General features: G+C 46.1%; 17 protein-coding genes and 2 tRNA genes. 7 read left to right on the top strand and 12 right to left on the bottom strand.

The window, feature by feature from the left end:
• Positions 1 to 95: 95 nt before the first annotated feature.
• Together S1OALGB6SA_RS08260 and S1OALGB6SA_RS08255 are read right to left on the bottom strand one after the other, a co-directional pair.
• A complete protein-coding gene (locus tag S1OALGB6SA_RS08260) occupies positions 96 to 2,597 on the bottom strand; it encodes a hypothetical protein (protein WP_124033143.1) in 2,502 nt (833 codons plus the stop codon).
• A gap of 149 nt (positions 2,598 to 2,746) precedes the next feature.
• Positions 2,747 to 4,237 (bottom strand): hypothetical protein, encoded by a 1,491-nt coding sequence (locus tag S1OALGB6SA_RS08255; RefSeq protein ID WP_124033142.1) that lies wholly within the window; start codon positions 4,235 to 4,237, stop codon positions 2,747 to 2,749.
• A gap of 67 nt (positions 4,238 to 4,304) precedes the next feature.
• Here S1OALGB6SA_RS08255 and S1OALGB6SA_RS08250 point away from each other — a divergent pair, with 67 nt between their 5' ends.
• Positions 4,305 to 5,162, top strand: coding sequence for a M15 family metallopeptidase (locus tag S1OALGB6SA_RS08250; RefSeq protein ID WP_081949941.1), 858 nt, complete (start codon positions 4,305 to 4,307; stop codon positions 5,160 to 5,162).
• On the opposite strand, the gene S1OALGB6SA_RS08245 is transcribed toward S1OALGB6SA_RS08250, so the two are convergent.
• Genes S1OALGB6SA_RS08245 through def form a run of 3 tightly spaced genes read right to left on the bottom strand, consistent with a single transcriptional unit; the run spans position 5,143 to position 7,661 of the window.
• Positions 5,143 to 6,207, bottom strand: coding sequence for a PASTA domain-containing protein (locus S1OALGB6SA_RS08245; RefSeq protein WP_052079864.1), 1,065 nt, complete (start codon positions 6,205 to 6,207; stop codon positions 5,143 to 5,145). The genes S1OALGB6SA_RS08250 and S1OALGB6SA_RS08245 overlap by 20 nt on opposite strands.
• Positions 6,208 to 7,155, bottom strand: coding sequence for a methionyl-tRNA formyltransferase (gene fmt / locus S1OALGB6SA_RS08240; RefSeq protein ID WP_037561087.1), 948 nt, complete (start codon positions 7,153 to 7,155; stop codon positions 6,208 to 6,210).
• Positions 7,152 to 7,661, bottom strand: coding sequence for a peptide deformylase (gene def, locus S1OALGB6SA_RS08235; RefSeq protein WP_037561086.1), 510 nt, complete (start codon positions 7,659 to 7,661; stop codon positions 7,152 to 7,154). Before def ends, fmt begins: the two co-directional genes overlap by 4 nt.
• A gap of 180 nt (positions 7,662 to 7,841) precedes the next feature.
• Here def and S1OALGB6SA_RS08230 point away from each other — a divergent pair.
• Positions 7,842 to 7,915: transfer RNA gene (locus S1OALGB6SA_RS08230), tRNA-Cys, on the top strand.
• A 64-nt stretch (positions 7,916 to 7,979) separates the two neighbouring features.
• Here S1OALGB6SA_RS08230 and S1OALGB6SA_RS08225 read toward each other — a convergent pair.
• On the bottom strand, positions 7,980 to 9,569 hold the full coding sequence (locus S1OALGB6SA_RS08225) for a xylulokinase (protein WP_037561085.1): 1,590 nt from the start codon (positions 9,567 to 9,569) through the stop codon (positions 7,980 to 7,982).
• Between the two features lie 311 nt (positions 9,570 to 9,880).
• On the opposite strand from S1OALGB6SA_RS08225, the gene metE reads away from it, so the two are divergent.
• The gene (gene metE, locus S1OALGB6SA_RS08220; protein ID WP_037561084.1) at positions 9,881 to 12,172 is read left to right on the top strand and encodes a 5-methyltetrahydropteroyltriglutamate--homocysteine S-methyltransferase; all 2,292 of its coding nucleotides are present in this window, start codon (positions 9,881 to 9,883) and stop codon (positions 12,170 to 12,172) included.
• The gene (locus S1OALGB6SA_RS08215; protein WP_124033141.1) at positions 12,156 to 13,007 is read left to right on the top strand and encodes a methylenetetrahydrofolate reductase; all 852 of its coding nucleotides are present in this window, start codon (positions 12,156 to 12,158) and stop codon (positions 13,005 to 13,007) included. Before metE ends, S1OALGB6SA_RS08215 begins: the two co-directional genes overlap by 17 nt.
• 23 nt (positions 13,008 to 13,030) lie before the next feature.
• On the opposite strand, the gene S1OALGB6SA_RS08210 is transcribed toward S1OALGB6SA_RS08215, so the two are convergent.
• The 5 genes from S1OALGB6SA_RS08210 to S1OALGB6SA_RS08190 form a co-directional block, all read right to left on the bottom strand.
• On the bottom strand, positions 13,031 to 15,865 hold the full coding sequence (locus S1OALGB6SA_RS08210; RefSeq protein WP_124033140.1) for a M16 family metallopeptidase: 2,835 nt from the start codon (positions 15,863 to 15,865) through the stop codon (positions 13,031 to 13,033).
• A 4-nt stretch (positions 15,866 to 15,869) separates the two neighbouring features.
• Positions 15,870 to 17,492: an ABC transporter ATP-binding protein gene (locus S1OALGB6SA_RS08205; RefSeq protein ID WP_124033139.1), complete on the bottom strand. Its 1,623-nt coding sequence runs from the start codon at positions 17,490 to 17,492 to the stop codon at positions 15,870 to 15,872.
• Positions 17,492 to 18,517, bottom strand: coding sequence for an ABC transporter permease (locus S1OALGB6SA_RS08200; protein ID WP_037561081.1), 1,026 nt, complete (start codon positions 18,515 to 18,517; stop codon positions 17,492 to 17,494). The genes S1OALGB6SA_RS08205 and S1OALGB6SA_RS08200 overlap by 1 nt, the downstream gene beginning before the upstream one ends.
• A gap of 12 nt (positions 18,518 to 18,529) precedes the next feature.
• Positions 18,530 to 19,636 (bottom strand): microcin C ABC transporter permease YejB, encoded by a 1,107-nt coding sequence (locus S1OALGB6SA_RS08195; RefSeq protein ID WP_037561080.1) that lies wholly within the window; start codon positions 19,634 to 19,636, stop codon positions 18,530 to 18,532.
• Positions 19,637 to 19,713: 77 nt separating this feature from the next.
• Positions 19,714 to 21,693, bottom strand: coding sequence for an extracellular solute-binding protein (locus S1OALGB6SA_RS08190; protein WP_230204507.1), 1,980 nt, complete (start codon positions 21,691 to 21,693; stop codon positions 19,714 to 19,716).
• 229 nt (positions 21,694 to 21,922) lie between these two features.
• On the opposite strand from S1OALGB6SA_RS08190, the gene S1OALGB6SA_RS08185 reads away from it, so the two are divergent.
• From S1OALGB6SA_RS08185 to S1OALGB6SA_RS08175, 3 genes are all read left to right on the top strand, one after another.
• Positions 21,923 to 23,107 carry an NAD(P)-dependent oxidoreductase gene (locus S1OALGB6SA_RS08185; protein ID WP_037561079.1) on the top strand — a complete coding sequence of 395 codons (1,185 nt, stop codon included), beginning with the start codon at positions 21,923 to 21,925 and terminating at the stop codon, positions 23,105 to 23,107.
• A gap of 260 nt (positions 23,108 to 23,367) precedes the next feature.
• On the top strand, positions 23,368 to 23,805 hold the full coding sequence (locus S1OALGB6SA_RS08180; protein ID WP_124033138.1) for a phosphoribosyltransferase: 438 nt from the start codon (positions 23,368 to 23,370) through the stop codon (positions 23,803 to 23,805).
• Positions 23,806 to 23,863: 58 nt separating this feature from the next.
• Positions 23,864 to 23,936: transfer RNA gene (locus S1OALGB6SA_RS08175), tRNA-Val, on the top strand.
• 7 nt (positions 23,937 to 23,943) lie between these two features.
• On the opposite strand, the gene S1OALGB6SA_RS08170 is transcribed toward S1OALGB6SA_RS08175, so the two are convergent.
• Complete coding sequence (locus S1OALGB6SA_RS08170; RefSeq protein ID WP_124033137.1) at positions 23,944 to 25,062, bottom strand: DNA adenine methylase; 1,119 nt, start codon at positions 25,060 to 25,062, stop codon at positions 23,944 to 23,946.
• Positions 25,063 to 25,185 lie beyond the last annotated feature (123 nt).

Genomic DNA, 25,185 nt, shown 5'->3' with positions numbered 1-25,185 from the left:
AATAGCCGAAATCACACTTTGTCAGTGTATATCATACCACATAGTTTTCAAAATTCACAGATTAAAAGCTACCCCCTTTTACTGAAATACTATTTTTATTTACGAAGAGATAAGAGAACTTCCTTTGCTAATCCTCTCACCTGGGCAGCCTTTGCGTTTTCAGATACTTCCCGCAAATTCGCCAACGCTGCTGTTCTTGATTCAAAATCGGAATCACCTGCTTCAAGAATGCTGACGGAACTATCAAAAATTTCCATTCTTTTTTCAGCATCACTTCTAACTTCACGAGCGGCAAGAAACCAAATCGTGTCGCCGCTTCTTATCGCATACACGCCTCCACCTGGTAAAACCAGTGTATTTCCTGGTAGAATCCAGTCTGGATCCGCCCCCTCGAATACTTTGTAATCTAAATCCCTAAAACCATTCAATACTGCAATCTCATTTGCCGCAAGGTGAATATCCACCTCGGTTATTATCGCTCTATTCTTCAAATTTAAGTAGGCTTCTATTTCTTCTGCTGTTCTCGGAGCAACATCTATGTCAACTTCATCGGCTGGCGAATCGATTACAGCGTCATCCATTGGATCGCCAAAATCCCGCGGGGATTCAATAGAATCCGATTGAACGTCTGCATCCACCAAATCCTTGACAGCATCTTTTTCCCCAATGTCATATTTCTGAATTATCGAATCCCACGGAGCTCTCTCCGTGTAATCCCATAGCAGCGCGCCGCCAAACAGGAAGATGGTACATGCAAGCAGTATCCATGGCCATTTACGGCGCGATGTGTTTGGCGCCCCCGCAGTCTTACGTGTCATTGACGCCAAGGGAGACGCTTCAAGCCCATCGTGTCTTTTCGGGATAGTTGGATCATCGAATCCACGACTTTCTTCTTTTTTCTTTTTCGCTGCTTCTTCTCCAGCTTGTTTAAGATGAACAAGCTGCTTCTCGGTTAAAGGCCCCTCATCCCTCTGCCTAAGGCTGCGTATGAGGGCTAACAATCTGGCAAGTTCTTCATGCCAGGGGGATTCATCCAAGCTTACTGCTTCAACAATGTGTTCGGCGGATTCTCTTGCGGTTTCTATGTCTGTTGCAACAAAAGCTTTCTTGGTTGCAAACCACAGCAAAGCCGGTTGCTCTCCAAGGTAAAGTTCGCCCCAAAACGGCAGAAGAGGACTGGGAGTCGGAAGACGACTTGTGAGCCTCCAAATAGCATCAGCAACCTGTTTGGCATTTCCGCTCAGTTCATTCTCCTCCCCCAGTTGTGCAATCAATAGATTGAGTATGGAGTAGCAATTGGAAAGGAAAAACCACGCCGAACCGCCATCTCTTTTCGAGAAACGTCGGAGACCATCTCTCGCTCTACCTGAATCCTGCTTCAACAAAGAACTGATCGAGGAATCTTCCGTGATATCCCTGGAAAGTGTCTTCAAGTAGCTTTCCAGATTTTTTAGTACCTGATACTTCTCATCAGATAGACTCCCTTCTATATTTGAGAGCATCAGACTGATGTGCTTGTTGGATAACTGAGACGGAACGGCACTGCGGTCTCTGAATTCAATCGGAAACCCCTTGAGTATCGAAAACGATTCGGAGAGTTCTCTCGATCTGTATTTGATAAGCCCTTGCTCTATGTCAACTGATAAACCGTCTTCAATTTCCCAATCAAAAGCGATATTGGGTAAATCAGAGTTCTTAATGAGTAGCTTATCCCCACTTCTATTGATTATCGAATTATGAAATGTTGTCTTATGCTTGCCTGAAACATCAGCTACTACAAGAGTTGGTGATGAATTCCGTCTCTCTGGAAACAGAAGCTTCAGTTTACGCTGCACCGAGGGATAAGTGGTTATTACCCTTAGTTGCTTCCGACGCATTCGTATTCTTTTTACAATATCGATAAACGCCTCGGCATCTTGCGAGTCTAACTCATCTTCCTTTAAATTGTAGGCGATTGTCGTAATGAAATCCGGATCGACTCCATCGGACATCATTTTTGCAACTATTCCAGGATGCGGGGTAAAAGATATGAAATCTCCCTTTTCATACCAGAAGCAGTTTCCATCGGCTAAGTAAATTCCGCGCCCAGTGAAATTCCGACGTACATATCTAAGCGGATTTTTCAGAAATTCATGCTTTGCCTCCTCATAAAGGTAGACAAAGTGACGATCCTCTTTTGCCCTCTTATTGAGATCGAAAATGATTCTATCACCATAACGAAGATGGATGTTGCCGCTGGAATAAAACCAAACCATATGGCGACGTTCGCCATCTTCCACCTTGTGATAATCAATTATATCGTCTGTTGGAAGATCGAAGCTATCAAAGAAACGACTGATTTTGTTAGCAGTGCCAGTATCGCCAAGATATCGGCCTTTGAACCTGGGAGCAAGCAAAATTTCCAGGAGTGGATTACCGACTAAATTGTCAGTTATCACAGTGGTGGAAAGAACTTCCAATACCTCGTCGGGAATGTCCTTTGTACTGCCGATGCGTAAAAAGGGTTTGATATCGTCGACTTGATTCCCAAGATAGACTATGTAGCATTCATGACCAATATGAAATACTCGAGACTCTGGACTGATTAATTCAGACATAGGCACACATCCTTGCTAGAAACTGTGTTTATCAACTATAGTATACATAGTGCAATTATAGTGAGTAGTTTCAATGGCAGGCAAACAACAAAAAATTTTGTTCGGTAAGTCGATGTACGCCGGACAACTTGATACAATTAGAATCTCCATTACTCTCCTGGAAGCACGAAAGTCTGCAGGGGCCATAAAGGAGGGTTTTCGATTTCGCCCCGTGCCTCTCTGTCAGCCATTCGTATTAAGTAGCCAATCAAATTTCTAAACCAGCCCACTAAACCAAGCGCTTTTGCCGTTAATTCTTCCGAATTAAGTGACAATCTTTCCGATTCAGGGGATGCGAGGGATTGACTTAACAGTTCGGGGAGTTCAGCGCCTTTGATAAACCCCTCCATGCCGTCAATCCAGAGATCCCAAAAGCCGTGGAGCGCCGGATTTTTTTCATTAACAAGATTTGTACCTGGTGTGTCGGACGAACCGAGAATTTGTCTAAAATCCAATGGAACAGTAAAATCTCTATCGAGGAAGAGCGCAACACAGGAGGCCATTCCCTCCAATATGGCAGGACTACCTGCAAGAGCCGTGATAAGCGCGGTTGTTGATGAGTGAACTGGTTGCCAATCATCAAGCTCCGGGCAATGGGGCTGAAATTCGGCCCCATCTTGCAGTTCGATTTTTCTGACATGATTGATCAATGCGGCTCGAAGAGCGCGATAACGCTCGATAAGTCTTCCGGTTAGAATGGCAGCCTTCCTATACCGTCCCGCGGCCTTTCCGCCGACAAGCGCGTGATGGGCTCCGAGAGTTGCGGCATCGCCAACGGCACGATCGCATATTCGGCATGACGCGCAAGGGGTTAAATAGAGTCGATTATTTAGCGAAAACATCACCATGAAGTGTTCCTGATCGCTGTTTGTAAGTATCGTGTTTTTGGGATAAGTGCATTCAGCCTCCCTGGCATTACCCAATCTCTCTTCAAGTTGTAATTTCAAATTTTGAATTAATTCGCTCAGATTGGAGTCATCTTTCGAAAAATCGACAGAGTTGAGATTTACGTAGGCTTCCTTCAGGAGTTCGGTTTCCAGAGCGGGCGCCGTGCCCGCCAGGGCTGCAAGGGTTTCGACGCGACCTAAATTGCCATCTTGATTATTGGAATCGAGCCTTGTAGCCATATGGAATAAACTGAAGGCTTCCCAATCCCTGCCGAGACCCAGTAGCAATCGTGCATGTGCATTTAGTATCCGCATCCTTAGGGTTTTGTTACCCTCTGCTTTTTCGAAAGCTTTAGTATAGGCTTCTCTGGCTGGAGCAGTCAGATTGCGATTATACCAGCAACGCTTGGCTCCTTCGGACTCTTTTACGGATAGAAGATTGGTTCGGAGATTTGCGATATTGAACCAGAGATATGGTGAATAGGATGGGATGGCCAGTATATCTCGGGAATGGCATTCCATTAAGTACAAGCCGTATTTGAGGATTGATGCATCTCTAAGGGCTATTCCGGAATCGGCCATCAAAGCTATTTTAGAGAATAACTCATCGGGGCGATTAACGGGAATGTCGACAACCTTGGCGAAGGCCTCTCGAAAACCTCCGCGCGCCATAAGGCTCTGAGCTGCTACAAGTTTTTTAGAAAAGATTTTCACACGATTCATCATAACTTGAAAAAAGTCTTTTAATCCTCCATCTCTGCATTCATTATATACTCCTGGCATGAAGATGCGGTTTCTCTTTTTGATATGCGCAACGAGTTTAACGATTTCCGGATGCCTGGAAAAAGACAAGAAAGAGATAGGGGAGAGAAGTGCAATAGTGCTGGCGCCGAAACATCCTTGGGTTCCAGAGTCTGTCTGGGGGGAGATGCAAAGGCGAACCAAACCGCGGGCGTCCACAAGATTAGATATCGGCAATGTGGTTTATGGAAAACAACTTAAAAACTCCGGAGACTCTGATATCACCGAAGGACTTGAAGAGTTCATTGAGAAACTTTCATGTATGGACCCAAACTATCTAATACTTGTTGATAAGACTCATCCACTTGATGCCGATTTCAAACCCACAGATTTGGTTAACCTTGCTCTTTATCCCGAGATATCGAGAAGCCGAGATGGTTTATACCTGGAACACACAGCAGCAGAAGCTCTAGCGAAGCTTTCGGCAGCTGCAAGAAAAAAAGGAGTTACACTGCTGGTTTCCTCAGCGTATCGATCTTACGATTATCAGAAGTTTTTATTCGATAATCATGTAAAGGAAATAGGCGAAGAAGAAACCTCTCGCGATATAGCCAAACCTGGTAGAAGCCAGCATCAACTCGGTACAGTTGTTGATTTTGGCGATATTACAAAATCATTTGCCGATACGCGGGCAGGTAAATGGATGGAAAAAAATGGCGGGAAATTTGGGTGGAGTCTCTCTTATCCCAGGTATCCACCCAGTGAATATATGTGGGAGAGTTGGCATTGGCGCTGGATTGGCGCAGATGCGGTACAGTTGCAAGATAAATTCTTTGATGGATCGCAGTATCGGATGTTATTGTATTTGCATGAAAACACTACTTTTCCGGAATTCTGAATCTGTATATTTCCTCGTTATTAACCATCACGACAATACTGCTACCTTCGGGCAATATATAGGGAAAAGAAATCTTCCTGCCCGGATGGGGCATTGTGAAAAGGTTCAGATCGCCAGCTTCAGGTTCTCTTAAAATGACTTCAAGGTGCACAGAAACCGGATACTCAGGAAGCATATACTCAAATAAGCCGTAGGAGTGGTTTTGCGGCCATGAATCTGGGCGACTATAACTGAGGCTGATTTTGGTTCCGGCAGCAACCTCCGAATCAGGAAGAGGTGATTGAGAATTCACCCGTATTTCCGGCCCAGGTGATGTATGGTCATCTTCAACGAAAACGAACGACAGCGTAAGTTCCGAGAGAACTCCTATTGCAGCTTCTGAAGTGAAGCCGGTTAGATCTGGAACTCTCAGCAAGCTGTCAAATTGCCCGCGGCTCACCACAAGTACAAGCTCGGTTGGTTCACTAATTGGCGTATTTGCAGAAGGATTTTGGGCGATTACCGTGCCTGGCTCCGTCTCGTCGTAAACATAAGTAATCGGTTCACGGATTACCAAAATTGGTTCGAGGGTGGAGAATAGAGAAGCCAGGCGGGCCCGCACTTCTTTGAGTGATTTGCCAACATAGTTCTCCACCTTATCAAGTATCGATCCTTGACTTATGGTAAGTATCACTCTGCGCCCAGCTTTAACAAATGAACCAGGTTCAGGGTCTTGTTGGATAACTAAACCCTTATCTGCTGGATTACCTGTGTATTTAAGCTGTATTATTGGATAAAGCTCTCGTTCTTGTAGCATGATGAGCGTTTCGGTTAGTTGCTTATCGACAACTTGTGGTACAACAGTGCGCTCCGCTCCGCGTACCGTCAGGAAGAAGGATACAATTACGGCAAAAAACATTGCTAGGAAAGCGGCAGCAAACAGTAAAAGGGTTTTGCGGAAATAGTCGTTGGAGCCGTCAGTTCCGGTTGACAGTTTACCAGCAGATAAACTCGTGAAACTTGGAAAACCAAAGTTTGCAAGCACTCTCAGCTCTTCATTTCCCATTCAAATGGACTCCCCAAGTATCGTACCTATCTTCAGCCGAGTGCCATTTATAAACGCCCGAAAGTCCAGAGGCTTTCGCGCTGCTAACTGCAATTGTTTTAAAACCAGTATATTCTTCCCCGTTTGTATCAGGATGCCTCGAGACTTGTCTACACCCAGCACCAGCCCCGGTGGATTGGTTCCAGCGGAGGACGGGGAATACTCTATCAGTGCAGCTTCGAGAATAGCAAGAGATTTCCCGTTAATCAGGGTGCGGGCTTTGGGCCACGGATTGTAAGCCCTTACCATTCTTTCCAATTGACTCGCATGCAGCCCCCAGTTAATCAAGCCGTCTTTCTTTGAAACGAGCTTGCAGTAAGTGGCGTTTGTTTCGTTCTGGGGGATCGGGTTCAAACGTTTGTCTATGATGTCGTTCACCGCTCTCACTAACTCAGGGACGGCAGCGTGAGACAGGGCGGTGCTTAGGGATGCAGTGGTTTCGTTGCCTTTAAGTGGAAAGTTCTTTTGAATCAGTATATCTCCAGCATCCATCCTGAGTGCAATTTTCTGAACGCTTATGGCTGTTTGACTGCAGCCGGCAAGGATTGCGGCTGTTATGGGCGAGGGGCCTCTAAACTGAGGTAACGCCGATGGATGTAAATTGATTCCACCTTCCGCAAAGAGCTTCAAAAATTCGAGGTTGAATAGCCGCCCGTAGGCAAATACCACTAGAAGCTGTGCTCCGAGCGCGGCCACCTGCGCCTGCGTTTCGATATCGAGGTGTTTGGGTTGAAGCACTGGCAAGGCGCGTTTCTCAGCGGCGATTTTTACTGGCGGAGCGATTCTTTTTTTGTACCTGCCGGAGAGGGCATCCGGTGCACATAGTACCCCAACAACATCGAAATTATCAGCAAGAGCATTGAGGGAAGGCACAGCTATCTCCGGTGTACCCGCAAAGAGTAGCTTCAATCCGTGCTCACGCGTGTATTTGCAAGATTGAATTTACCTAGAATTTTGCTTCTCTTCTGGCTGCTTATATGATCAATGAAGAGTATGCCGTTTAGGTGATCGAGTTCGTGTTGTATAACTGTTGCCAGTAGCCCCGTTGCCTCGAGATTGAATGCACGACCGCGGTGATTCCAGGCCTGCACCTGTATAGTTTTGGGACGTTTAATCTCTGCATATTGCCCCGGTATGCTAAGACAGCCTTCTTCGTAATTGGCGAGTTCAGGGCTGGTGGAGATTATTTCGGGATTAATGAAAACCAAGGGGTCGTTCTCGTCGATTTGCACGATGAAGATTCTTTCTTTCATTCCAACCTGTGGTCCTGCGAGCCCAATACCTTTGGCTTCAATCATGGTGGCAATCATATCTTCCGCGAGTTTGACTGTCTGGCCATTTATATCCTCTATTGGAGAAGCCACCTGGCGCAGCATTCTTAATTGATCTTTGAATTCGATCGTGTAAATCTCCATGACGAAAATGTAACATGAGCCGGAGGATATTGTGAAGTTATCCGAACTGCGTTTTATGGACGATTTTGCGGCCAATCTCTTCTATATTGAGGTTGGTATTGGAAATATCTAATGGGGTTTAGCTCAATCCATAACTTCTGTGGACTTTTATTCGACGTTTGGATATATTCTGCCACGTAAGGCGCCGTACCCAAGTGGTTTAAGGGAGTGGATTGCAAATCCATGATTCAGCGGTTCGAATCCGCTCGGCGCCTGATGCTTTCGATTGAGAGACTGCGCGGCCGTGGTCGCTAAGCATTGTTGGCAGCGATTTCGCACTTAACTCAAAGTTGCCAATGCCGCTTCTTCAATCGCCAAACCCTTTCGATATCGTTCCAGGAATAAGTTGAAACCTTCCACGTCAATCGGGTCCGGTTTTACCACCTCGTCGGCACTATTTGACAGGATGGTGTCGAGGAAGTTTGTCAAACTCTGCTCCCTATCTGCTCGCCGGGTGTATGCGGCCAACAGCGCCATACCCCATGCTCCACCCTCACCTGCCTCGCTTGAAAGCCTAACTGGCTTTTGAGTGGCAGCGGCCATAATCCGAGTTCCTACTTCTTTCGTCTTGAAAAACCCGCCATGACCCCTTATTTCATCGATGTTAATTCCCTCTTCTTGAGTTAATACATCAAGCCCTGTTCGTAAAGCGCAGAGAGAGCTAAATAAGTGCGTGCGAATGAAATTCTCAATGGTAAATTCGGACTCTGGGTACCTGACAAATAATGGTCTACCTTGTTGAAAGCCTGTTAAATGCTCACCCGAAATATACCCGTAAGAGAGTAAACCCCCGCAATCGGGATTGCCCTTCAGGGCCATACCAAGAAGTGTGTCGTAGATTTTGGGCGTAGCCACTTCAACACCAAAGGCCTTTATCACCTGCCCAAATAGCTCAATCCAAGCATCATAATCAGAGGTGCAATTGTTTGAGTGAATCATCCCAACAAGCTTTCCATCCGGAGTGGCTACCAAATCTATCTCTTCATGAACTTTCGCGGGTTCCTTTTCCAAAACCAACATCGCAAATACAGACGTTCCAGCAGACACATTTCCGCTGCGAATGCGAATGCTATTCGTTGCAATCATTCCGGTGCCAGCATCGCCTTCGGGCGGACAGAGCGGTATCGGATGTATTAAGGAATGGGTAGGATCCAAGAGTCTTGCACCTTCTTCCCTAACAGAGCCTGCTTCATTTCCAACGCCAATTATTTCCGGAAGTATCTCGCTAAGTTTCCACGGGAAATTTCTTGCCTCGATGTGTTTGTCAAATTTTTCGATTTTATCACGATCGAACCCTTGCTTCCTCATGTCAATTGGAAACATTCCGGACGCATCACATATTCCAATTTTCTTTCGGGAGCTAAGTTTCCAGTGGACATAGCCTGCCAGTGTGGTTATGTATGCTATATCTTTCACGTGTGATTCGTCGTTAAGAATGGCTTGATAAAGATGAGCAATGCTCCAACGCTGGGGAACTGGGTATCGGAAGAGTTCAGTTAGTTCTCGGCTTGCCTCTTCCGTTATGTTGTTTCGCCAGGTTCTAAAGGGTGTCAAAAGGTTGCCTTCGGCATCGAATGCTAAATAGCCATGCATCATCGCACTGAATCCGGCTGCGGCAATGGAGTTAAGTTCGACACCGTACCGACTACGTACATTGTTTTTGAGATTTGCGAAACAACTTGTTATTCCCTTCCATACATCATCGAGTTTGTAGGTCCATATGCCTTCTATCCGGGAATTCTCCCAATCGTATCCACCGGATGCCAATAATCTGTTTTCATCTCCGATGAGCACGGCCTTGATTCGTGTGGAACCAAGTTCCATACCGAGTATGCCCTGTCCGTTTTCTATAATACTTCTTTCTCGCATTCCAAACCTCAATTTCCTAAGTAAAGGTTGAACGTTGTACATCCATGATGTGGCGCCTACTACGAAATTCATAATTCAAATACCCAGACTCTGCAAGAAGGCTTTCGATGAAGTTGTTGCGGAATTGATTTCTCCTTGTTCAACAAAAGGAATTTTGAGCCATAATAAACAGTATCATCGAAGCGACTCTATTGTGAGGAAAGGCCGTTTGATGGATTCGCCGTCAGTTTAAGGCAAGGTTCGCTTGACACCGCCAATCTACGATCCTAGAATTCCGTCTCATTCGTTTGAAGAATGACAAGGAAAACTGCATGGTTAAGCTACATAACTTAGGTTATCCCTATATAGGTGAAAATCGGGAATGGAAAAAAACTATAGAGAGTTACTGGAAGAGAAAAATCTCGGCTGAGCAACTAATGGACAGTCTGGCACTGATAAAGCATGATAACTGGGAGAAACAGCGGCTTGCCGGATTAAACTTCATTCCAGTGGGAGATTTTCATTTGTATGATCACATTCTCTCAGCCGCTCTGACATTCGGCGCAATTCCCAAAAGAATCCGAAATCTTCACTCGGATAGACTGTCCATAGACACTTACTTCCTGATGGCTAAAGGCAAGGCCAATGATGGCAGATCGACAACCGCCTGTGAAATGACAAAATGGTTTGACACTAACTATCATTACATAGTGCCAGAACTGGATTGTACCGATGAATTTGAGCTTAACCCCCAATGTCTGCTAGATGAGATAAAAGAGGCCCAGGCCAAAGCGTTTGATGTGAAACCGGTGATAATCGGCCCCATAAGCTTCCTATGGTTAGCCAAACACAAAAATGCCAGCTTCGATAAGCTATCTTTGCTGCCCAGCTTGCAAAAGTGCTATCAGAAGCTATTGATGGCAGTATCCGAACTAGGAGTCACTTGCATTCAACTGGATGAGCCGGCCCTGTCCTTGGATTTGGAACTGGACTGGCAGAAGGCTTTTATAAGCTGCTATTCGCAATTGTCGAAACAATGCTCCATTCTAATTGCTACTTACTTTGGAGATATTTCCAGTAATTTGCACTTAATAGAGGGCTTGCCTCTGGGATTGCACCTTGACTTGTCTAACAATTCCAGTTTGCTGGCCAAGGCAGATGACATCCTGGCTAAGAATCAGGTGCTCTCAGCAGGCATTGTGGACGGAAGAGGAATTTGGCGCTGCGATTTGAATAAGGCCTTAGCGGTATTGGAACCTGTGTATCGATCGAGAAAAGATAAACTGTGGCTCGCTCCCAGTTGCTCTTTGATACATTGCCCCATAAATCTGGAATCAGAGTCATCAATTGATCCGGAACTCAAAAGTTGGCTGGCCTTCGCCGATCAGAAATTGTTGGAATTGACGATATTGAAAAAGGCTCTCATCAATCCCGGCTCAGTGAAGCAGGAACTAGAAGACAATAGACAACTCATGGAGCATCAAAGAGCTTCTAACTGGCGACAAGATAAACGGGTGATGGAAAAGGTGAAGCTGATGGAATCATCGAAGTCCAACAGGAAGAGTACGTTTGAAAAGCGCAAGGCGATTCAACAAGAGGTGCTCAATCTTCCACTTTATCCCACTACAACTATAGGCTCTTTTCCTCAAACTAAAGAAATTAGAAATGCCAGAATGCGACTAAAAAAAAACAAGCTCAGTCAGGAACAGTACGAGGCCCTCATGAAAAAGGAAATCTCATCAACCCTGGCTAAGCAGGAGGAAATTGGACTGGATTTGTTAGTTCATGGAGAACCGGAGCGGAACGATATGGTTGAATACTTTGCCGATAAACTGCAAGGGTTTGCTTTTACCGATAATGGATGGGTTGTCAGCTACGGATCTCGCTGTGTTAAACCACCGATAATATACGGAGATATCGGCAGAAAAAAACCCATAACACTGGACTGGATGAAATACGCGACAAGTCAAACTGAAAAAGCCGTTAAAGGCATACTAACGGGGCCGGTTACCATGCTCAAATGGTCCTTTTCCAGGAGTGATATCCCCCAGTCTACTATTGCCTTTCAACTGGCCCTAGCCCTGCAAGAGGAGGTTTTAGACTTGGAAAAGGCGGGTATAAGAGTTATTCAAATTGATGAACCAGCCCTGAGAGAGGCTTTGCCCTTGCAAAAAAGCATGCAACACTCATATCTGGACTGGGCCACCAGGGCCTTCAGGATGTGTTCAGCCTCAGTAAAGGATGAGACTCAAATTCATACACATATGTGCTATTGCGATTTCAACGAAATACTGCCCGCGATTGCTTCCATGGATGCAGATGTAATTTCTATCGAAGCTTCAAGATCCAATTTTGAGATTCTGGATGGCCTTTCAGATAGCGGCTATCCTAATGATATCGGGCCTGGAATCTACGACATTCACTCTCCCAATATACCAAGTGTAGAGCAAATCATCAGATTACTTCGGAAAGCTCTAGTGCTTATTCCCAAAGAGAAGCTATGGGTTAATCCTGACTGTGGTTTGAAGACTAGAGACTGGGATGAAACATTGCATTCACTGCAAAACATGGTGGAGGCAGCCAGGCAATTGAGAGAAATGGATACTGTTGAAGCAAGAAGCTAATGGGAACCGAATAATGCGACAGCTCAGCTACAGTTTGGAAGTTTTTCCGACACGCACGCCAGCTGCCACTAGAAAATTTTGGCATTCAATTACAGTTTTCAAGCAGCTGCAACCCGCGTTCTATTCAGTTACCGCCAATCCTGCCAATCAGATAAATGGAAGCATAAAAGCAATCGCCAACAGGATAAAAAAAATCACGGGAGCAGAGGTGGCAGCCCATATGGTGCTTAGCGATCATAACCCCGAAACTCTGGATCGGATAGCTCAGGACTATTGGGATGCTGGAATCAAACACATTGTGGCGCTTAGAGGAGACGAAACTTCGGTTTACGCCGGCAAAAAAAGATATGCCAAAGAGCTGGTTGAAATACTCCTTCGTATAGCGCCTTTCAATATCTCGGTGGCCGGCTACCCGGAAAAACATCCGCAGTGCAAAAGCTTGAATACCGATATCGATAATTTAAAGGATAAGATTGATGCTGGAGCCAAGAGGGTTATCACTCAGTTCTTTTTCGATCCCGATGTATTCTTGAGATTTAGAGACATGGCATGTGAACGGGGCATAAATGTTCAAATAGTGCCAGGCCTGCTGCCCATAGTTAATTTCAGCAAACTAACAAAATTCGCTGAAAAATGTGGAACCAATGTGCCGGACTTTTTGTTGGAAATGTTCAACGATGGCGATGAACTGGATCATAAATTGTTGGCCATGAATGTTCTTAGCCATCAAATAACAAAATTGCTGCTGCACGGAGTAAAGCATATACACTTCTATACCTTGAACGAAACAGTACTGACATCTCAAGTATGTCGCTGGCTGGAAATCGCCTTCTAGCAGTCGTTTGAGGAGATGCGTAGTCAATCTTCCGATTTGGGATATAACACTACCCGAATGTAATTATCGTGATTTAAGTAGTTATGCGCCGTTCGGCTCAGAATCTCCGCACTAAGTGATTCATAGAGAATCTGCCTTTTAAGCAGTTCCCGATAATCGACGCCGGTTGCAACTGAAAAAACGATTTGATCTGCCCACCAGTCATTTTTCTCTAAGTTCTCAACAAGATTGCGCTTCTGCGAGGCTGAAACATCTGCAGCATATTTTTCTTCCACATCACCATCCCGCCATTGACTGACTACGGATAGTATCTTTTCACTGAGTTCCTCCACCCTATCCGGCGCACAGGAATACTGAATCATGAACTGATAGCTCTTAACCGGTGCTACAGTCAACCGTGGATAAATTCCTATGCTATAAGTTCCACCAGCATCTTCCCGAATCACACGTGTAAATGCCTTTTCCAGAGCTGCGGCAAGAGATTGAATTCGATACCGCTCAGCAAAATCCCCATTCCACTGTCCGCTCCAGACATGAGTAACCATGCTAAGCGCTTCAGAACCAGCTTTCAGAGAAACATCCCTGACGCCAAGAGCGTTCCTTACACCGTGGTCTATCCAGCCCTCACCGGCAGAACCGCCAGCCAGTCCTCCCAGCCAGCGTTCAACGGTTTTTTCGATGGCCGAGAGACTGAAATCTCCAACGATAACAAATACAAAATCTGCCGCGCCTTCAAAGCGTTCAGCAAAAATTTCCAGAGCCTTATCCATATCTACCTCGTTGAAACGCTCTACTGTGATGGGCCTGATTCGTGGATGATTATCGAAAATAGTTTCCCAAAGAAAATCGTTGTAGGAAGCAACAGGTGATGATTCACGATGCTTGATTCTCTCAGTGGTTCGAGCTTTGAAGGCCTTCCAGGCGGTTTCATCCTTTCGAAGTCCCGTAAAATATAAATAAAGCAACTCCAGCAAGGTTTCAAAATCATCATAAGTGGAAGCGCCTGTAAACCCTTCGTAACTGCCATGTATATATGGTTCAATAGAGAGATTTTTGCCCGCCAATACTTTGGTCAGCTCCAACGCCGAGAAGTCCCCTAGTCCACCTTCATTAACTACATCCACCGCATACCGTGCCGAGATGTAGTACTCATCTTCCACCTGAGAAAGTCCGCCGTCGCTATAAGCCTGAAAAAGTATCTCCTGCGCCTTATACGAAGTTGGTTTGAGGATAACCCTTGCGCCATTGGACAAAGTCCAGATATGTACACCCAGCTCTTCGATAGTTGAGCGTGAAAGGATGCGTCCGGGTTCCGGCAGGTTCGGAACCAGCACATCAGAGATTGTCTCATCCATCCATGGCTCCAGTTCCAAGTTCCGCACCCTGTCAAAAACCTCGAGAATAGCCTCATCTCCAAGTTGAGTGATTCCTGGAACAGAAGGCCCCTTAACAATGACAACCCGATTTTTATTGCTAAGTGGAATCTCTAAATAGGCAGTAAGTTCTTCCAAACTAATCGTGGGAAGAATTTCGTTAAGAGTTTGCCACTGCCAATCTATCGAAGGGTAAGTCTCACCCATCAGAAAGACATCCATCAGGGGTTTGATAAAGACGGATGATTCCAAGTCATCACGTTGTTGCCACAGTTTTTCGAAGTAATTCAATAAATCGCGCCGCGCCCTTTCCAGCTCAGAATCCAAAAAACCGAAGTCTCGGATACGTTCGGCCTCGATGAGCAATGCTTCCATACCTGCAAGAATTCCATCCTCCTGTGTTATCGCAATCAAACTACTGATGTAAGTCTGTTCCGTATACGAAGTGTTGATACAATAAGCATTTAAAAAGGGTGGATTTTCTTTTCGTGCAACTTTTGAAATTCTCTGATTAAACATGTTGTAAAAAAGCTGCTCGACTATCTCCTGCCTAACATCCTTTTTGTAACGACTCTTCTGATGATCGTACTTAACCAGTATTTGAACACTGCTGCGGGTGGCTTCTTCGTCGTGAACCACCTTGATGAGAGTCTCATTGTGCCCGGGAATTTCATATTGCCTGCGTGGTTTTGGCTTCTCAGGCCGCTTCTGATTACCGAAACGCTCCTCGATAATCCGGACTACCTCATCCACGTCAAAGTCGCCCACCGCAATAACAGCCATTAAATCCGGGCGATACCAATCCTTGTAGAAGCGTCTGAGAGTTTCCACTGACGCATTCTGAATGATTTCCATACTGCCAATAGGTCGACGTTTTGCATAACGCGATCCCTCAAATAGAACCGGATAAATCTCATCAAGCATTCTGGCTTCGGCGTCTCTACCTATCCGCCATTCCTCAATTATAACCGCCCTTTCCTTCTCAAACTCCTCTTCAATCAACGTGGCATTGAAGGCCCATTCCTTCAAGACATCAAAAGCAAGTCTAAATTCCTCTTCATCCCTTGTGCTAACCTTGAGCTTGTAAACCGTGTTGTCAAAGGTTGTGTATGCATTTGCCTCCGGGCCATACTCAATCCCAAAGGATTCCAGCACATCCACAAGTTCATTTGCCGGGAAGCGTTCTGTGCCGTTGAAGAGCATATGCTCGACAAAGTGCGCCAAACCCAGCTGATCGTCGTCCTCGAGAATTGAACCCACTTTGAGAACCAGGCGAAGTTCAGCCATACCCTGGGGCCTGGAATTGGCTCGGATTAGATACTGCAACCCATTTGGCAGAATCCCACGTCGTACCTCGGGATCGTTGACAATGAAATCATCAACTTCCTCGGCTTGAGCCCTTGCCCATAGCCCCGAAGACAGGGAAAGAAAGATAACAACGCTAAACAGAAGATACTTGGATTTCATCCCATTAACTGTAATCAACGAATCAATCCGATACAATCTTTGACAGCACAGGATTGAAGGCAGTTTGAATAAGCTCCTTTGTATACGGATGTCTGGGAGCAAAAAAAACCTGCCTGGCCTCGCCGAACTCCACAATCAAGCCATTCTTCATCACAGCTATCTCATGGCATAAATCTCGCACTACCGCCATATCATGGCTAATGAAGAGATAACTAAGTCCATGCTTACTTTGAACTCTTTTCAGAAGCTCAATCACCTGAAATTGAATTGATCGGTCCAAAGAAGAAGTCGGTTCATCCAATACAATAAGTCGCGGCTTCAAAACCAGGGCCCGAGCCAACGCAATTCGCTGCCGCTGACCACCTGAAAACTGATGCGGATAACGTTTCATAAGGGACGGATCCAACTCCACCTCTTCCATCGCCTGCTGGATCAGTTTTAGACGTTCCGTCCTATCTCCAATCCCATGAAGATGTAAGCCTTCACCGACAATCCTCTCAACCGACATTCTCGGACTAAGCGAACCAAAGGGATCCTGAAAGATAATTTGCAGTTCCCTGCGCAGTGGACGCATAGCATTTCTATCCAGATGGCTGATTAGTTTGCCGTCGTAGATTATTTCACCTTCACTTTGTTCCAAACGAAGCAAGGCCTTACCCAAAGTGGTTTTCCCAGAACCGCTTTCACCCACCACCCCAAGGGTTTGACTCTCACGAATCGCAACGCTGACACCGTCAACTGCCCTTACATATCCCACCGTTCGCCTGAAAAAACCCTTTTGAATCGGAAAATGAACCTTGAGGTTTCTAAGCTCAGCCAGCACATGTGTATCCGAGTCTGCTTTCGGCGGCAATTCATTCGGTTCTGCGTTGATTAACAGCCGCGTGTATTTATGAACGGGATTGTCGAATACCTCTTCGGTGTCACCGGTTTCCACAATACTGCCGTTTTGCATCACTGCCACACGTTCGGCGAAATATCTTACAATGCCAAGATTGTGAGTAATAAACAAGATTGCCATCCCCGTTTCCATCTGGAGTTTCTTAAGGAGAGAAAGCACACCCGCTTGAATAGTTACATCCAGTGCGGTTGTAGGCTCGTCGGCAATGAGAAGTCTTGGATTGTTTAACATCGCAAGGGCAATCATAACCCGTTGTCTTTCCCCCCCTGAAAGCTGGTGTGGATAGGCGCGCAGACGCTCAGCAGCGTTGCGAAGACCAACTCGCCTAAGCCAATCCAGAGCGATGGGAGCCGCCCGCCTGGTGTTCAAGCCTTGATGAAGTCTCAACGATTCATTTAACTGCTTCTGGATATCGTGAAGGGGATTGAGAGATGAAAGTGGCTCCTGAAAAATAATACCGGCCTTCGCCCCCCGCAGCGACAGCAATTCAGTTTCATTTGCATCCAAGATGGAAATACCATCAAAAACGATGCTCCCGCTGTTATATTCAACCAGATCCGGTGGATAAAGACGAAGCACTGATTGAGCCGTAACGGTTTTCCCGGAACCACTCTCTCCCACAAGTGCCAGTGTCTCCCCAGCGGCTAAATCCAAGTTCACCCCGTGAAGCACCTCGTTTGAAGCTCCCTGCCTTCGAAATCCAATCCGCAAATCCTTTATTGCCAGCAGTTTTCCCTCGCCCATCAGACAACCTTCCTGGGGTCGAAAGCATCACGCACGGCCTCACCCACAAAAACCAGAAGAATCAATATAAGTGCTAGAGCAAAAAAAGCCGAAAGTCCAAGCCAGGGTGCATGAAGGTTCGCCTTAGCCTGGGCGAGTAATTCCCCCAAAGAAGGCGAACCCGGAGGCATTCCAAAGCCAAGAAAATCCAGGGCTGTCAATGAAGTTATCGCCCCGCTCAGTGTAAAGGGCATGAAGGTGAGAGTGGCCACCATCGCATTGGGAAGCACATGACGATATATCACCTGCCTGTCGGAAAGACCCATTGCCTTCGCCGCAAGAACATATTCGAAATTCCTGGCTCTAAGAAATTCGGCTCGCACCACGCCAACAAAGCCCATCCAACTGAAAAGAAGCAGGATACCCAGAAGCCAGAAAAAATTCGGCTGAGTCACACTCGAAAGAATTATTAGGATGAACAGAGTTGGTAGACTGCTCCACACTTCGATAAATCTCTGGCCAAGAATATCTAATTTCCCTCCGTAATAGCCCATGAATGCCCCAACAGAAACACCAACCACCGATGAAATCAGAGTTAGAGAGAGTCCAAAAAGCACCGAAATTCTAAAACCGTAAATGATTCGGGCCAGTACATCTCTCCCACTATCATCCGTTCCAAGCAAATTCACCTTGCTTGGAACAGAGGGGGCAGGGCTCGGGAGTCCGTAGTTGATGGTGCTGTAATGGAAGCGAATCGGCGGCCATAACATCCAACCATCTTTTTCAATTAAGTCTGCAACAAAGGGATCTCGATAATCGGCGTTTGTATCAAAATCACCGCCAAATTCCTTCTCACTGTAACTTACAAAAATGGGAGTGTAGATTCTGCCCTTATAGCCGATAACCAGGGGCTTGTCATTCGCAAGAAATTCCGCGAACAGACTCAAGAAGAACAAGGTACCAAAAACACAGGCTGACACCAAACCTACTTTATTGCGCCTGAAGCGAAGCAATCTTTCAGTTGTAAGCGAATCCTTCCTCAACATGCCCTCTCACACTTATGTGACCCTTGATTCGAAGTCAATTCTGGGATCCACCACCGTATACATCAAATCAGACACCAAACCTAGAAACAGGCCTAGAAGAGTCGAAATATAGAGAGTACCGAAGATAACAGGATAGTCGCGTTGCATAACCGCCTCAAACCCCAACAACCCCAATCCATTGAGCGAAAAAATCGTCTCGATAATCACCGAAGAAGTGAATAGCATTCCAACGAAGGCGCCCGGAAAACCAGCTATGATTATCAACATTGCATTGCGAAAAACATGGCCTAACAGCACTTTCCTTTCGGTTAAACCCTTGGCTCTGGCAGTCATGACATACTGTTTACCAATTTCATCTATAAAAGAATTCCTGGTTAGCAAGGTAAGTGAAGCAAAGCCACCAATCAACATGGCAGACAACGGCAGAATCAGATGCCAGAAATAATCAAGAATCTTCATTACGAAACTCAGTTCCTTCCAATTTGTTGAAACAAGTCCCCGCAGCGGGAAAATTTTCAAGAAAGACCCTCCGGCAAATAGGACAATAAGTAGAATGGCAAAAAGAAAAGATGGAATGGCGTTGCCAAAAATCACGGCTATGCTTGTCCACCGATCGAATCGGGTACCATCACGAACCGCCTTCCTGATACCAAGTGGAATTGAAACAAGATACACAGCCAAGGTGGCCCAAAGGCCAAGTGAAATAGAAACCGGCATACGTTCAAGTATCAGTTCAATTACAGATCGACCCTTAAACAGGGAGTCGCCGAAATCGAACAGAAAATAATTTCTAAGCATGTTTGTGTATCGCACATGAATCGGTTTATCGAATCCGAAACGTTTCTCTATTTCGGCGATCGTCTCAACATCCAATCCCCGCGCACCACGATACATACTTCGCGACTGATCCCCTGAATCTTCTGCCTCCTTACCTGTTTCACTCTGCCCAGTCCCGGAAATCCGCTCCATCGACATGTTCGATCTGATACCTTGAGCTTCGGCAATGGCCTGGTCGACAGGTCCTCCGGGAGCCACTTGAACGATAAAAAAATTTACCGTGATAATCACCCAGAGCGTGGGAATGATTAGCAAAATCCTACGGAGGATATATAAGCTCAAAGCCTTCTCACTATGGCCTGCTTCCTGCTCTTAACGCGATTTCCGGTCTCCTATAGACGCGGCTTATCAACCTCATCCTACGGCTTAGCTGCTGGAAGTTTGGCTGCTTTTTTCTCATCATACCACCAGGTTCCGATGCCCGTGCTGTACTTGGGTTTAATCTCCGGCCTGCTAAATTTGTCCCAGTATGCCAACCTGGTGAAACCAGCATGCCAGAGCAAAACCCCATAGTGGTTCCATTGAAGAACACGGTCGAGCGCCCGTCCCCAATGGAGTAATTCCTGGTTATTATTCTGATTTTCCACAATCCCTTCCACAAGATAATCAATAGCCGGATCGTTTATCCCAGAGAGATTCCAAGTATCGTCGATATGATCAGAATGCAGAGCTATCTGAAGTTCCGATCCCGGGAAGAACGACCCGGCGCTGCCCCAGAAAATCATGTCAAAATCTCTTTCCCGAACCCTGTTGATATACTGCGATGAATCTACCATATGCGTTTCCATCTCTATCCCCAGTTTCTTCAAATTTTCCTGGAATGGGATTGCCACCCGTACGGTTGACTGGCTGTACACCAGAAAATCGAAAACCATCGGCTTGCCGGTTTTAACGTTAACTAATACTCCATCACGAATCTTCCAGCCACTTTTCTTCAGGAGAGTCAAGGCCTTTGCAATCTGTGCACGTATATTCCCGGAACCATCAGTAGTCTCAGGTTGAAATTCGCTATCAAATACCTCCTTCGGAATTTGTTTCCGAATGGGTTCCAGAATTCTCAATTCCTCGGGTCCTGGCAAATCCAATGACTCGAAGGGAGTTCCCTGAAAATAACTCCTTGTCCGATTATACTGATTGTAAAAAAGATTTCTGTTTAGCCACTCGAAATCCAATACCAATCCAATCGCCTGCCGTACCCGCCTGTCCGAAAAAACATCTCTCTGAATATTGTAAACATATCTCTGTATTGTGGCCGGAGTCTCATCTGGCAACTCCTCTTTAATTATGTAACCTGCGTCAAAATTCGGTCCCGTGTACTGAGCAGCCCAATAACTGGAAACATTCTCCAACCTCATATCTATCTCACCTGCCTTCAATGCCTCTAACTGAACATTTACATCCCGATAAAAATCGTAACGCGTATAATCAAAATTCAGGGTTCCCTTGATAACCGGGATATCAAGCGCCCAGTAATCCTTCAGGCGTTCCAAAACTACGTACTGCCCCATCGCATAATCCGAAACCCGATAGGCCCCGCTGCCAAGGGGAGGCTCCGTAAGCGGTTCGGAAAAATCTCTACCTTCCCAATACTGTGGCGGCAGTATTTTCAGTCCACCCAGTGAAATCAGCTTCTCCTTATCTCCGGAACTAAGCATGAATTTCACCCTCCTATCATCAAGAGCTTCCACCGATATTACGTCTTCGTAGTAGGTTTTAAACTGGGAGACTCCTTCATCAAAAAACTTGTAAAATGAAAAAACGACATCATCCGCTAGAATTGGTTTCCCATCCTGGTGTCGAGCCTCGGCTCGTAAATTGAAAATTATCCAGTCATAATCTTGCGAGTATTCCACCGTTTCGGCAATCAACCCGTAAAAAACCTCTATTTCATCCTCGCTGCTCACCATCAGGGTGTCATAGAACAAGTCGGCGCCGGATGAAGAAACACCCCGTTGACCGTAGCGGTGAAAACTGTCATATGTACCCGTAGCCGCCAGTATAATAGTTCCCCCTTTCGGTGCATTCGGATTTACATATTCGAAGTGTTCGAAGTCCCTTGGGTATTTTGGCTCGGTTCTAAGCGAAATTGCATGACTGACTATAACACCATCCTCATTTACCACTTCCATGGGATTCGGGGGAACGGTTCTCTCAACATGGGTTTTTGCATCGACGGATCTCGTGGCAGAGTAGCGATCTTTTGAATTGTCGCCACCCCCGCAAGAAGAGAATACTGCCGTTAGCACGGGCACACAGAGCAGAAAGACGATGCCTCTCCGCATGGCCGTTATCATATCGAAATTCAAATAATACGAGCTGGTTCGCATAACATCTTTCATGTTTTAGTAACACTCCATGTAAGCATGGTAATATCTGACTATTCAAACGGTCAATCAAGCGCTGTCAAAACAGGCCGTTCAATGCGAAGCTCCGCTTGAGAATGACTCCGCTGATAATCCCACTTCAAAATTGCATTTCTCATCATTTCCTCATATCATTTCCTTATACTCTGACCATTGATGTTTTCACTAGTCAAAACCCCAAACAAAAACTAGTATGTATAGTCATATGAAAATACTGGTAGCCGACAAACTGTCGGAAAGCGCACTCGTCAAGCTCAAATCTTTGGAATCCACGATTCGCATTGAGCCAAACCTCAACGCCGACACACTCCCGGACGCCATTGGCGACACCGATATTCTAATAGTCCGTTCCACCAAGGTGAAGGCCGCCGCGATAGATGCCGCGACTTCCTTATCACTCATCATCCGCGCAGGTGCGGGGGTTAACACCATAGATGTGGGCCATGCCTCATCCCAGGGCATCCATGTTGCAAACTGTCCAGGGAAAAATGCCGACGCTGTAGCCGAACTTACTCTCGGCTTAATCATCGCCGCCGACAGGCGCATTTCCTACCAGGCAGAAGATCTCCGCGCCGGCAAATGGAACAAGAAAGAGTATAGCAAAGCCGATGGCCTCAAAGACAAAACAATCGGCATAATTGGCTACGGTTCCATTGGCAAAGCCGTTGCAAAGCGTGCCAAGTCCTTCGGTATATCAGTTGTCGCGTGGTCACGTAGCCTTAATCCTCAAATTGCCGAAGCCCAGAGCATCACCTATTGCCAAAGCCCCCTCCAACTTGCAGGAAATGCCGACATAATCAGCCTGCATCTTGCAGTCGCTCCCGAGACAATAAACTTAGTGAATGCCGAGTTTCTAGACGCAATGAAGGATGGAGCAATACTGGTTAATACATCCAGGGGCGAGATAATAGACCAGGTAGCATTGGAAAAGGCTATCGATAAAAAATCCTTGAAAGTTGCCCTGGACGTGTATTCCGACGAACCCGATGCTAACAGTAACAAGTTTCATCACATTGAGCTTGCAAAACGGATAACAGGCACTCATCACATTGGGGCCTCCACCAACCAAGCCTCGAAAGCAATCGCTGATGAAACCGTTCGCATCGTCGAGTCTTACATTCAAACCGGCAAACCAATCAACCAGGTAAATGCCCAGGAAAAAAGCCCTGCCCCTTACAAACTTGTAGTCCGCCATTTCAACCGAGTAGGCGTTCTAGCCGACATACTGTCGATTCTCCGCAAGGGCAACATAAACATTGAGGAAATGGAAAACGCCATATTCTCCGGCAATGCCGCCGCTGTCTGCACCCTGAAACTCGACGAAAAACCCACTGAATCGGTCCTCAAAACAATTAATTCCAACCCAGACATCATCCAAGCCTCGCTTTAACTGCTTGGCAGCGTTTCTCAAAAGAGTAAATTTCCCATTTTGATTGTTGTGAACAGCCTCAAACTAGACAGCCTTGGCACTCACCACCATACTCTCGCTTCGCCAACAACCTAAAAAACCTGCCTCGATATCCTGGTGCTACGTTCTAACCTTGAAATCGTCGCCTGCCTGGATTTGCGAGGTAAGAATAAACAGCGCATCTCTCCGATCAAAAATCTTCCCCGTGAAAAAACTTCGCATCCGCATTACTATTGCCTTAAATGAATAGTGGAAAGCAAACACGGCGTAAGCACAGACAAAGTGAACTCCAGGTAATCAGCCTGGATGAACTGATGGCGATGATTAGGGCTAAGCTCGAGGGTGAGTTCGACATGGTTGTTGGGATTGAACGCGGGGGTATTTTACCGGCATACCTGGCTTCACGCTGGCTTGATGTCCCGCTCAAAGCCATAAGAACACCATTTCGAAATGAGAATCATCTAACGCAAAATAAACAATCGCAAGATTCCCGGTTGGGCAGTGTTCGAGGAAAGCGAGTGCTGCTTGTTGATGATGTTGCCAATACCGGAGCCACTTTGAGTCGTGCGGCGCAGGAATTGGCAGATGCCGAGATAATCAGTATGGTTATCTCGGGTGAAGCCGATATTTCGTTGTTCGGTCCCCACGAGAAGTGTATTCGCTGGCCCTGGGATAAATAGAGCGACAATCATGCGTCTGTATTGTTTTTCATCTGTTCCTGCTGTATGCTTATAATCGGGGTGATTAACTCAGCGGCTAGAGTGCTGCCTTCACATGGCAGAAGTCACTGGTTCGAGTCCAGTATCGCCCATCAAGAACTAACTCTTCTCGAGGAGATAGAGATACTCCTTCACATGAATATCTCGACTGCTTAGGTTTCTACTGGCGCGAAAAGCATTGTAGCGAGTTTCAATGACATCAAGCTTACCGTATCTACTAAGCAGCTTGTTCATCTCATCCGGCTTGATAAAACCTTCCGAGTTGAAGGACAGCAAAACGAACTTCGAATCAAGTGTGCTAATGAGGTCTTCAAGAACCTGATAAGACTTGGCTTTTTTGTTATAGAGTGACCTTTTCCAGTTCGCGGGGATTCCTGAAATCTTGCTGATTCTGGAGGGGTTTTGATTACTCACGATTAGATTCAGCATGAAGTAGTTTGAGCCGTAGGGATGCTGATTGTAAGGTGGATCTATGTAGCTAAGATCTATATCTTTTATTTTCCCAGCAAGCGAATTTGCATCTTCTTGGTGCAGCTCAACTTCGCTCTCGAAATTACTCAGAATCGGTAGGGGCAGATGAATCTCGCCGAGTATTCGGGAGAGCGCTTGCTTTCTTCTACCTCCAAATCTGCCTATTCCAGTAGTTGAGTCCTTGTAAAAGCCCTTGAATATACCGGCCGTATTGACATGTTTAGAGGCCTCGGAAAGGAGTGGCGCGAGAAAAAACTTTCGTAGTGTTAGTGGTAAGAAATCAATCTGCAACCTGGCTGTGTCAATATATCGGGCATTCCTGGCTGAATAGAAAACCCGTTCTCCAATCCTGATATTCGATTCATCGACTGGGGAATATAGGCGAGTGATTATACCTTCTCGAAGATTGCCGTCCTCTAACTTGGAAACTAGCTCGCGGTGCAATTCTCGTATTAACTCAAGTGAAACCTCAGATCGGTTGGCAAGATAACAGCTATTGATAACACGGGAATATGTCTCCAAGTCGTTTGCTACCAAACGCGCCGCATATCGTTTGCAAAACCTCGCAACAATACCGGAACCCGAGAAAGCATCGAACACGGAAAGCCTGTTCTTACCAGTTCGCCTCCGTACGAGCTTAATCCCTTCGTCAATGAACTCTAGAAGGGAGCGCTTGTTTCCAAGATAGGTTATTAATTGCCTTTCAAGGAAAGCCGCGTCTTCTCCAGCGGTTTCAAAGGCGCTCAACTTGCATCCAGCCGAATTTGCTAATCCATAAGTCTGAAATGCGGATACTCGTCCCTCAGCAAAAAGACGTAGGCAGATACCCTATAACCCCATCGATTGATTCCCATAACCAACCGGAAAATA

The organism is Olavius algarvensis spirochete endosymbiont (genome assembly GCA_900608495.1).
In the GTDB taxonomy this organism is placed as follows: Bacteria; Spirochaetota; Spirochaetia; order DSM-2461; family DSM-2461; genus UBA2779.
The sequence above is the reverse complement of the archived record's forward strand: the minus strand, read 5'-3'. Positions and strand labels throughout refer to the sequence as shown.

Excerpts from the sequence above, each read along its gene's own strand:
- S1OALGB6SA_RS08260 (WP_124033143.1), bottom strand. The coding sequence starts at position 2,597 with ATGTCTGAATTAATCAGTCCAGAGTCTCGAGTATTTCATATTGGTCAT.
- S1OALGB6SA_RS08250 (WP_081949941.1), top strand. The coding sequence starts at position 4,305 with ATGAAGATGCGGTTTCTCTTTTTGATATGCGCAACGAGTTTAACGATT.
- S1OALGB6SA_RS08245 (WP_052079864.1), bottom strand. The coding sequence starts at position 6,207 with ATGGGAAATGAAGAGCTGAGAGTGCTTGCAAACTTTGGTTTTCCAAGT.
- def (WP_037561086.1), bottom strand. The coding sequence starts at position 7,661 with ATGGAGATTTACACGATCGAATTCAAAGATCAATTAAGAATGCTGCGC.
- S1OALGB6SA_RS08225 (WP_037561085.1), bottom strand. The coding sequence starts at position 9,569 with ATGCGAGAAAGAAGTATTATAGAAAACGGACAGGGCATACTCGGTATG.
- metE (WP_037561084.1), top strand. The coding sequence starts at position 9,881 with ATGGTTAAGCTACATAACTTAGGTTATCCCTATATAGGTGAAAATCGG.
- S1OALGB6SA_RS08205 (WP_124033139.1), bottom strand. The coding sequence starts at position 17,492 with ATGGGCGAGGGAAAACTGCTGGCAATAAAGGATTTGCGGATTGGATTT.
- S1OALGB6SA_RS08200 (WP_037561081.1), bottom strand. The coding sequence starts at position 18,517 with ATGTTGAGGAAGGATTCGCTTACAACTGAAAGATTGCTTCGCTTCAGG.
- S1OALGB6SA_RS08190 (WP_230204507.1), bottom strand. The coding sequence starts at position 21,693 with ATGAAAGATGTTATGCGAACCAGCTCGTATTATTTGAATTTCGATATG.
- S1OALGB6SA_RS08185 (WP_037561079.1), top strand. The coding sequence starts at position 21,923 with ATGAAAATACTGGTAGCCGACAAACTGTCGGAAAGCGCACTCGTCAAG.
- S1OALGB6SA_RS08180 (WP_124033138.1), top strand. The coding sequence starts at position 23,368 with ATGAATAGTGGAAAGCAAACACGGCGTAAGCACAGACAAAGTGAACTC.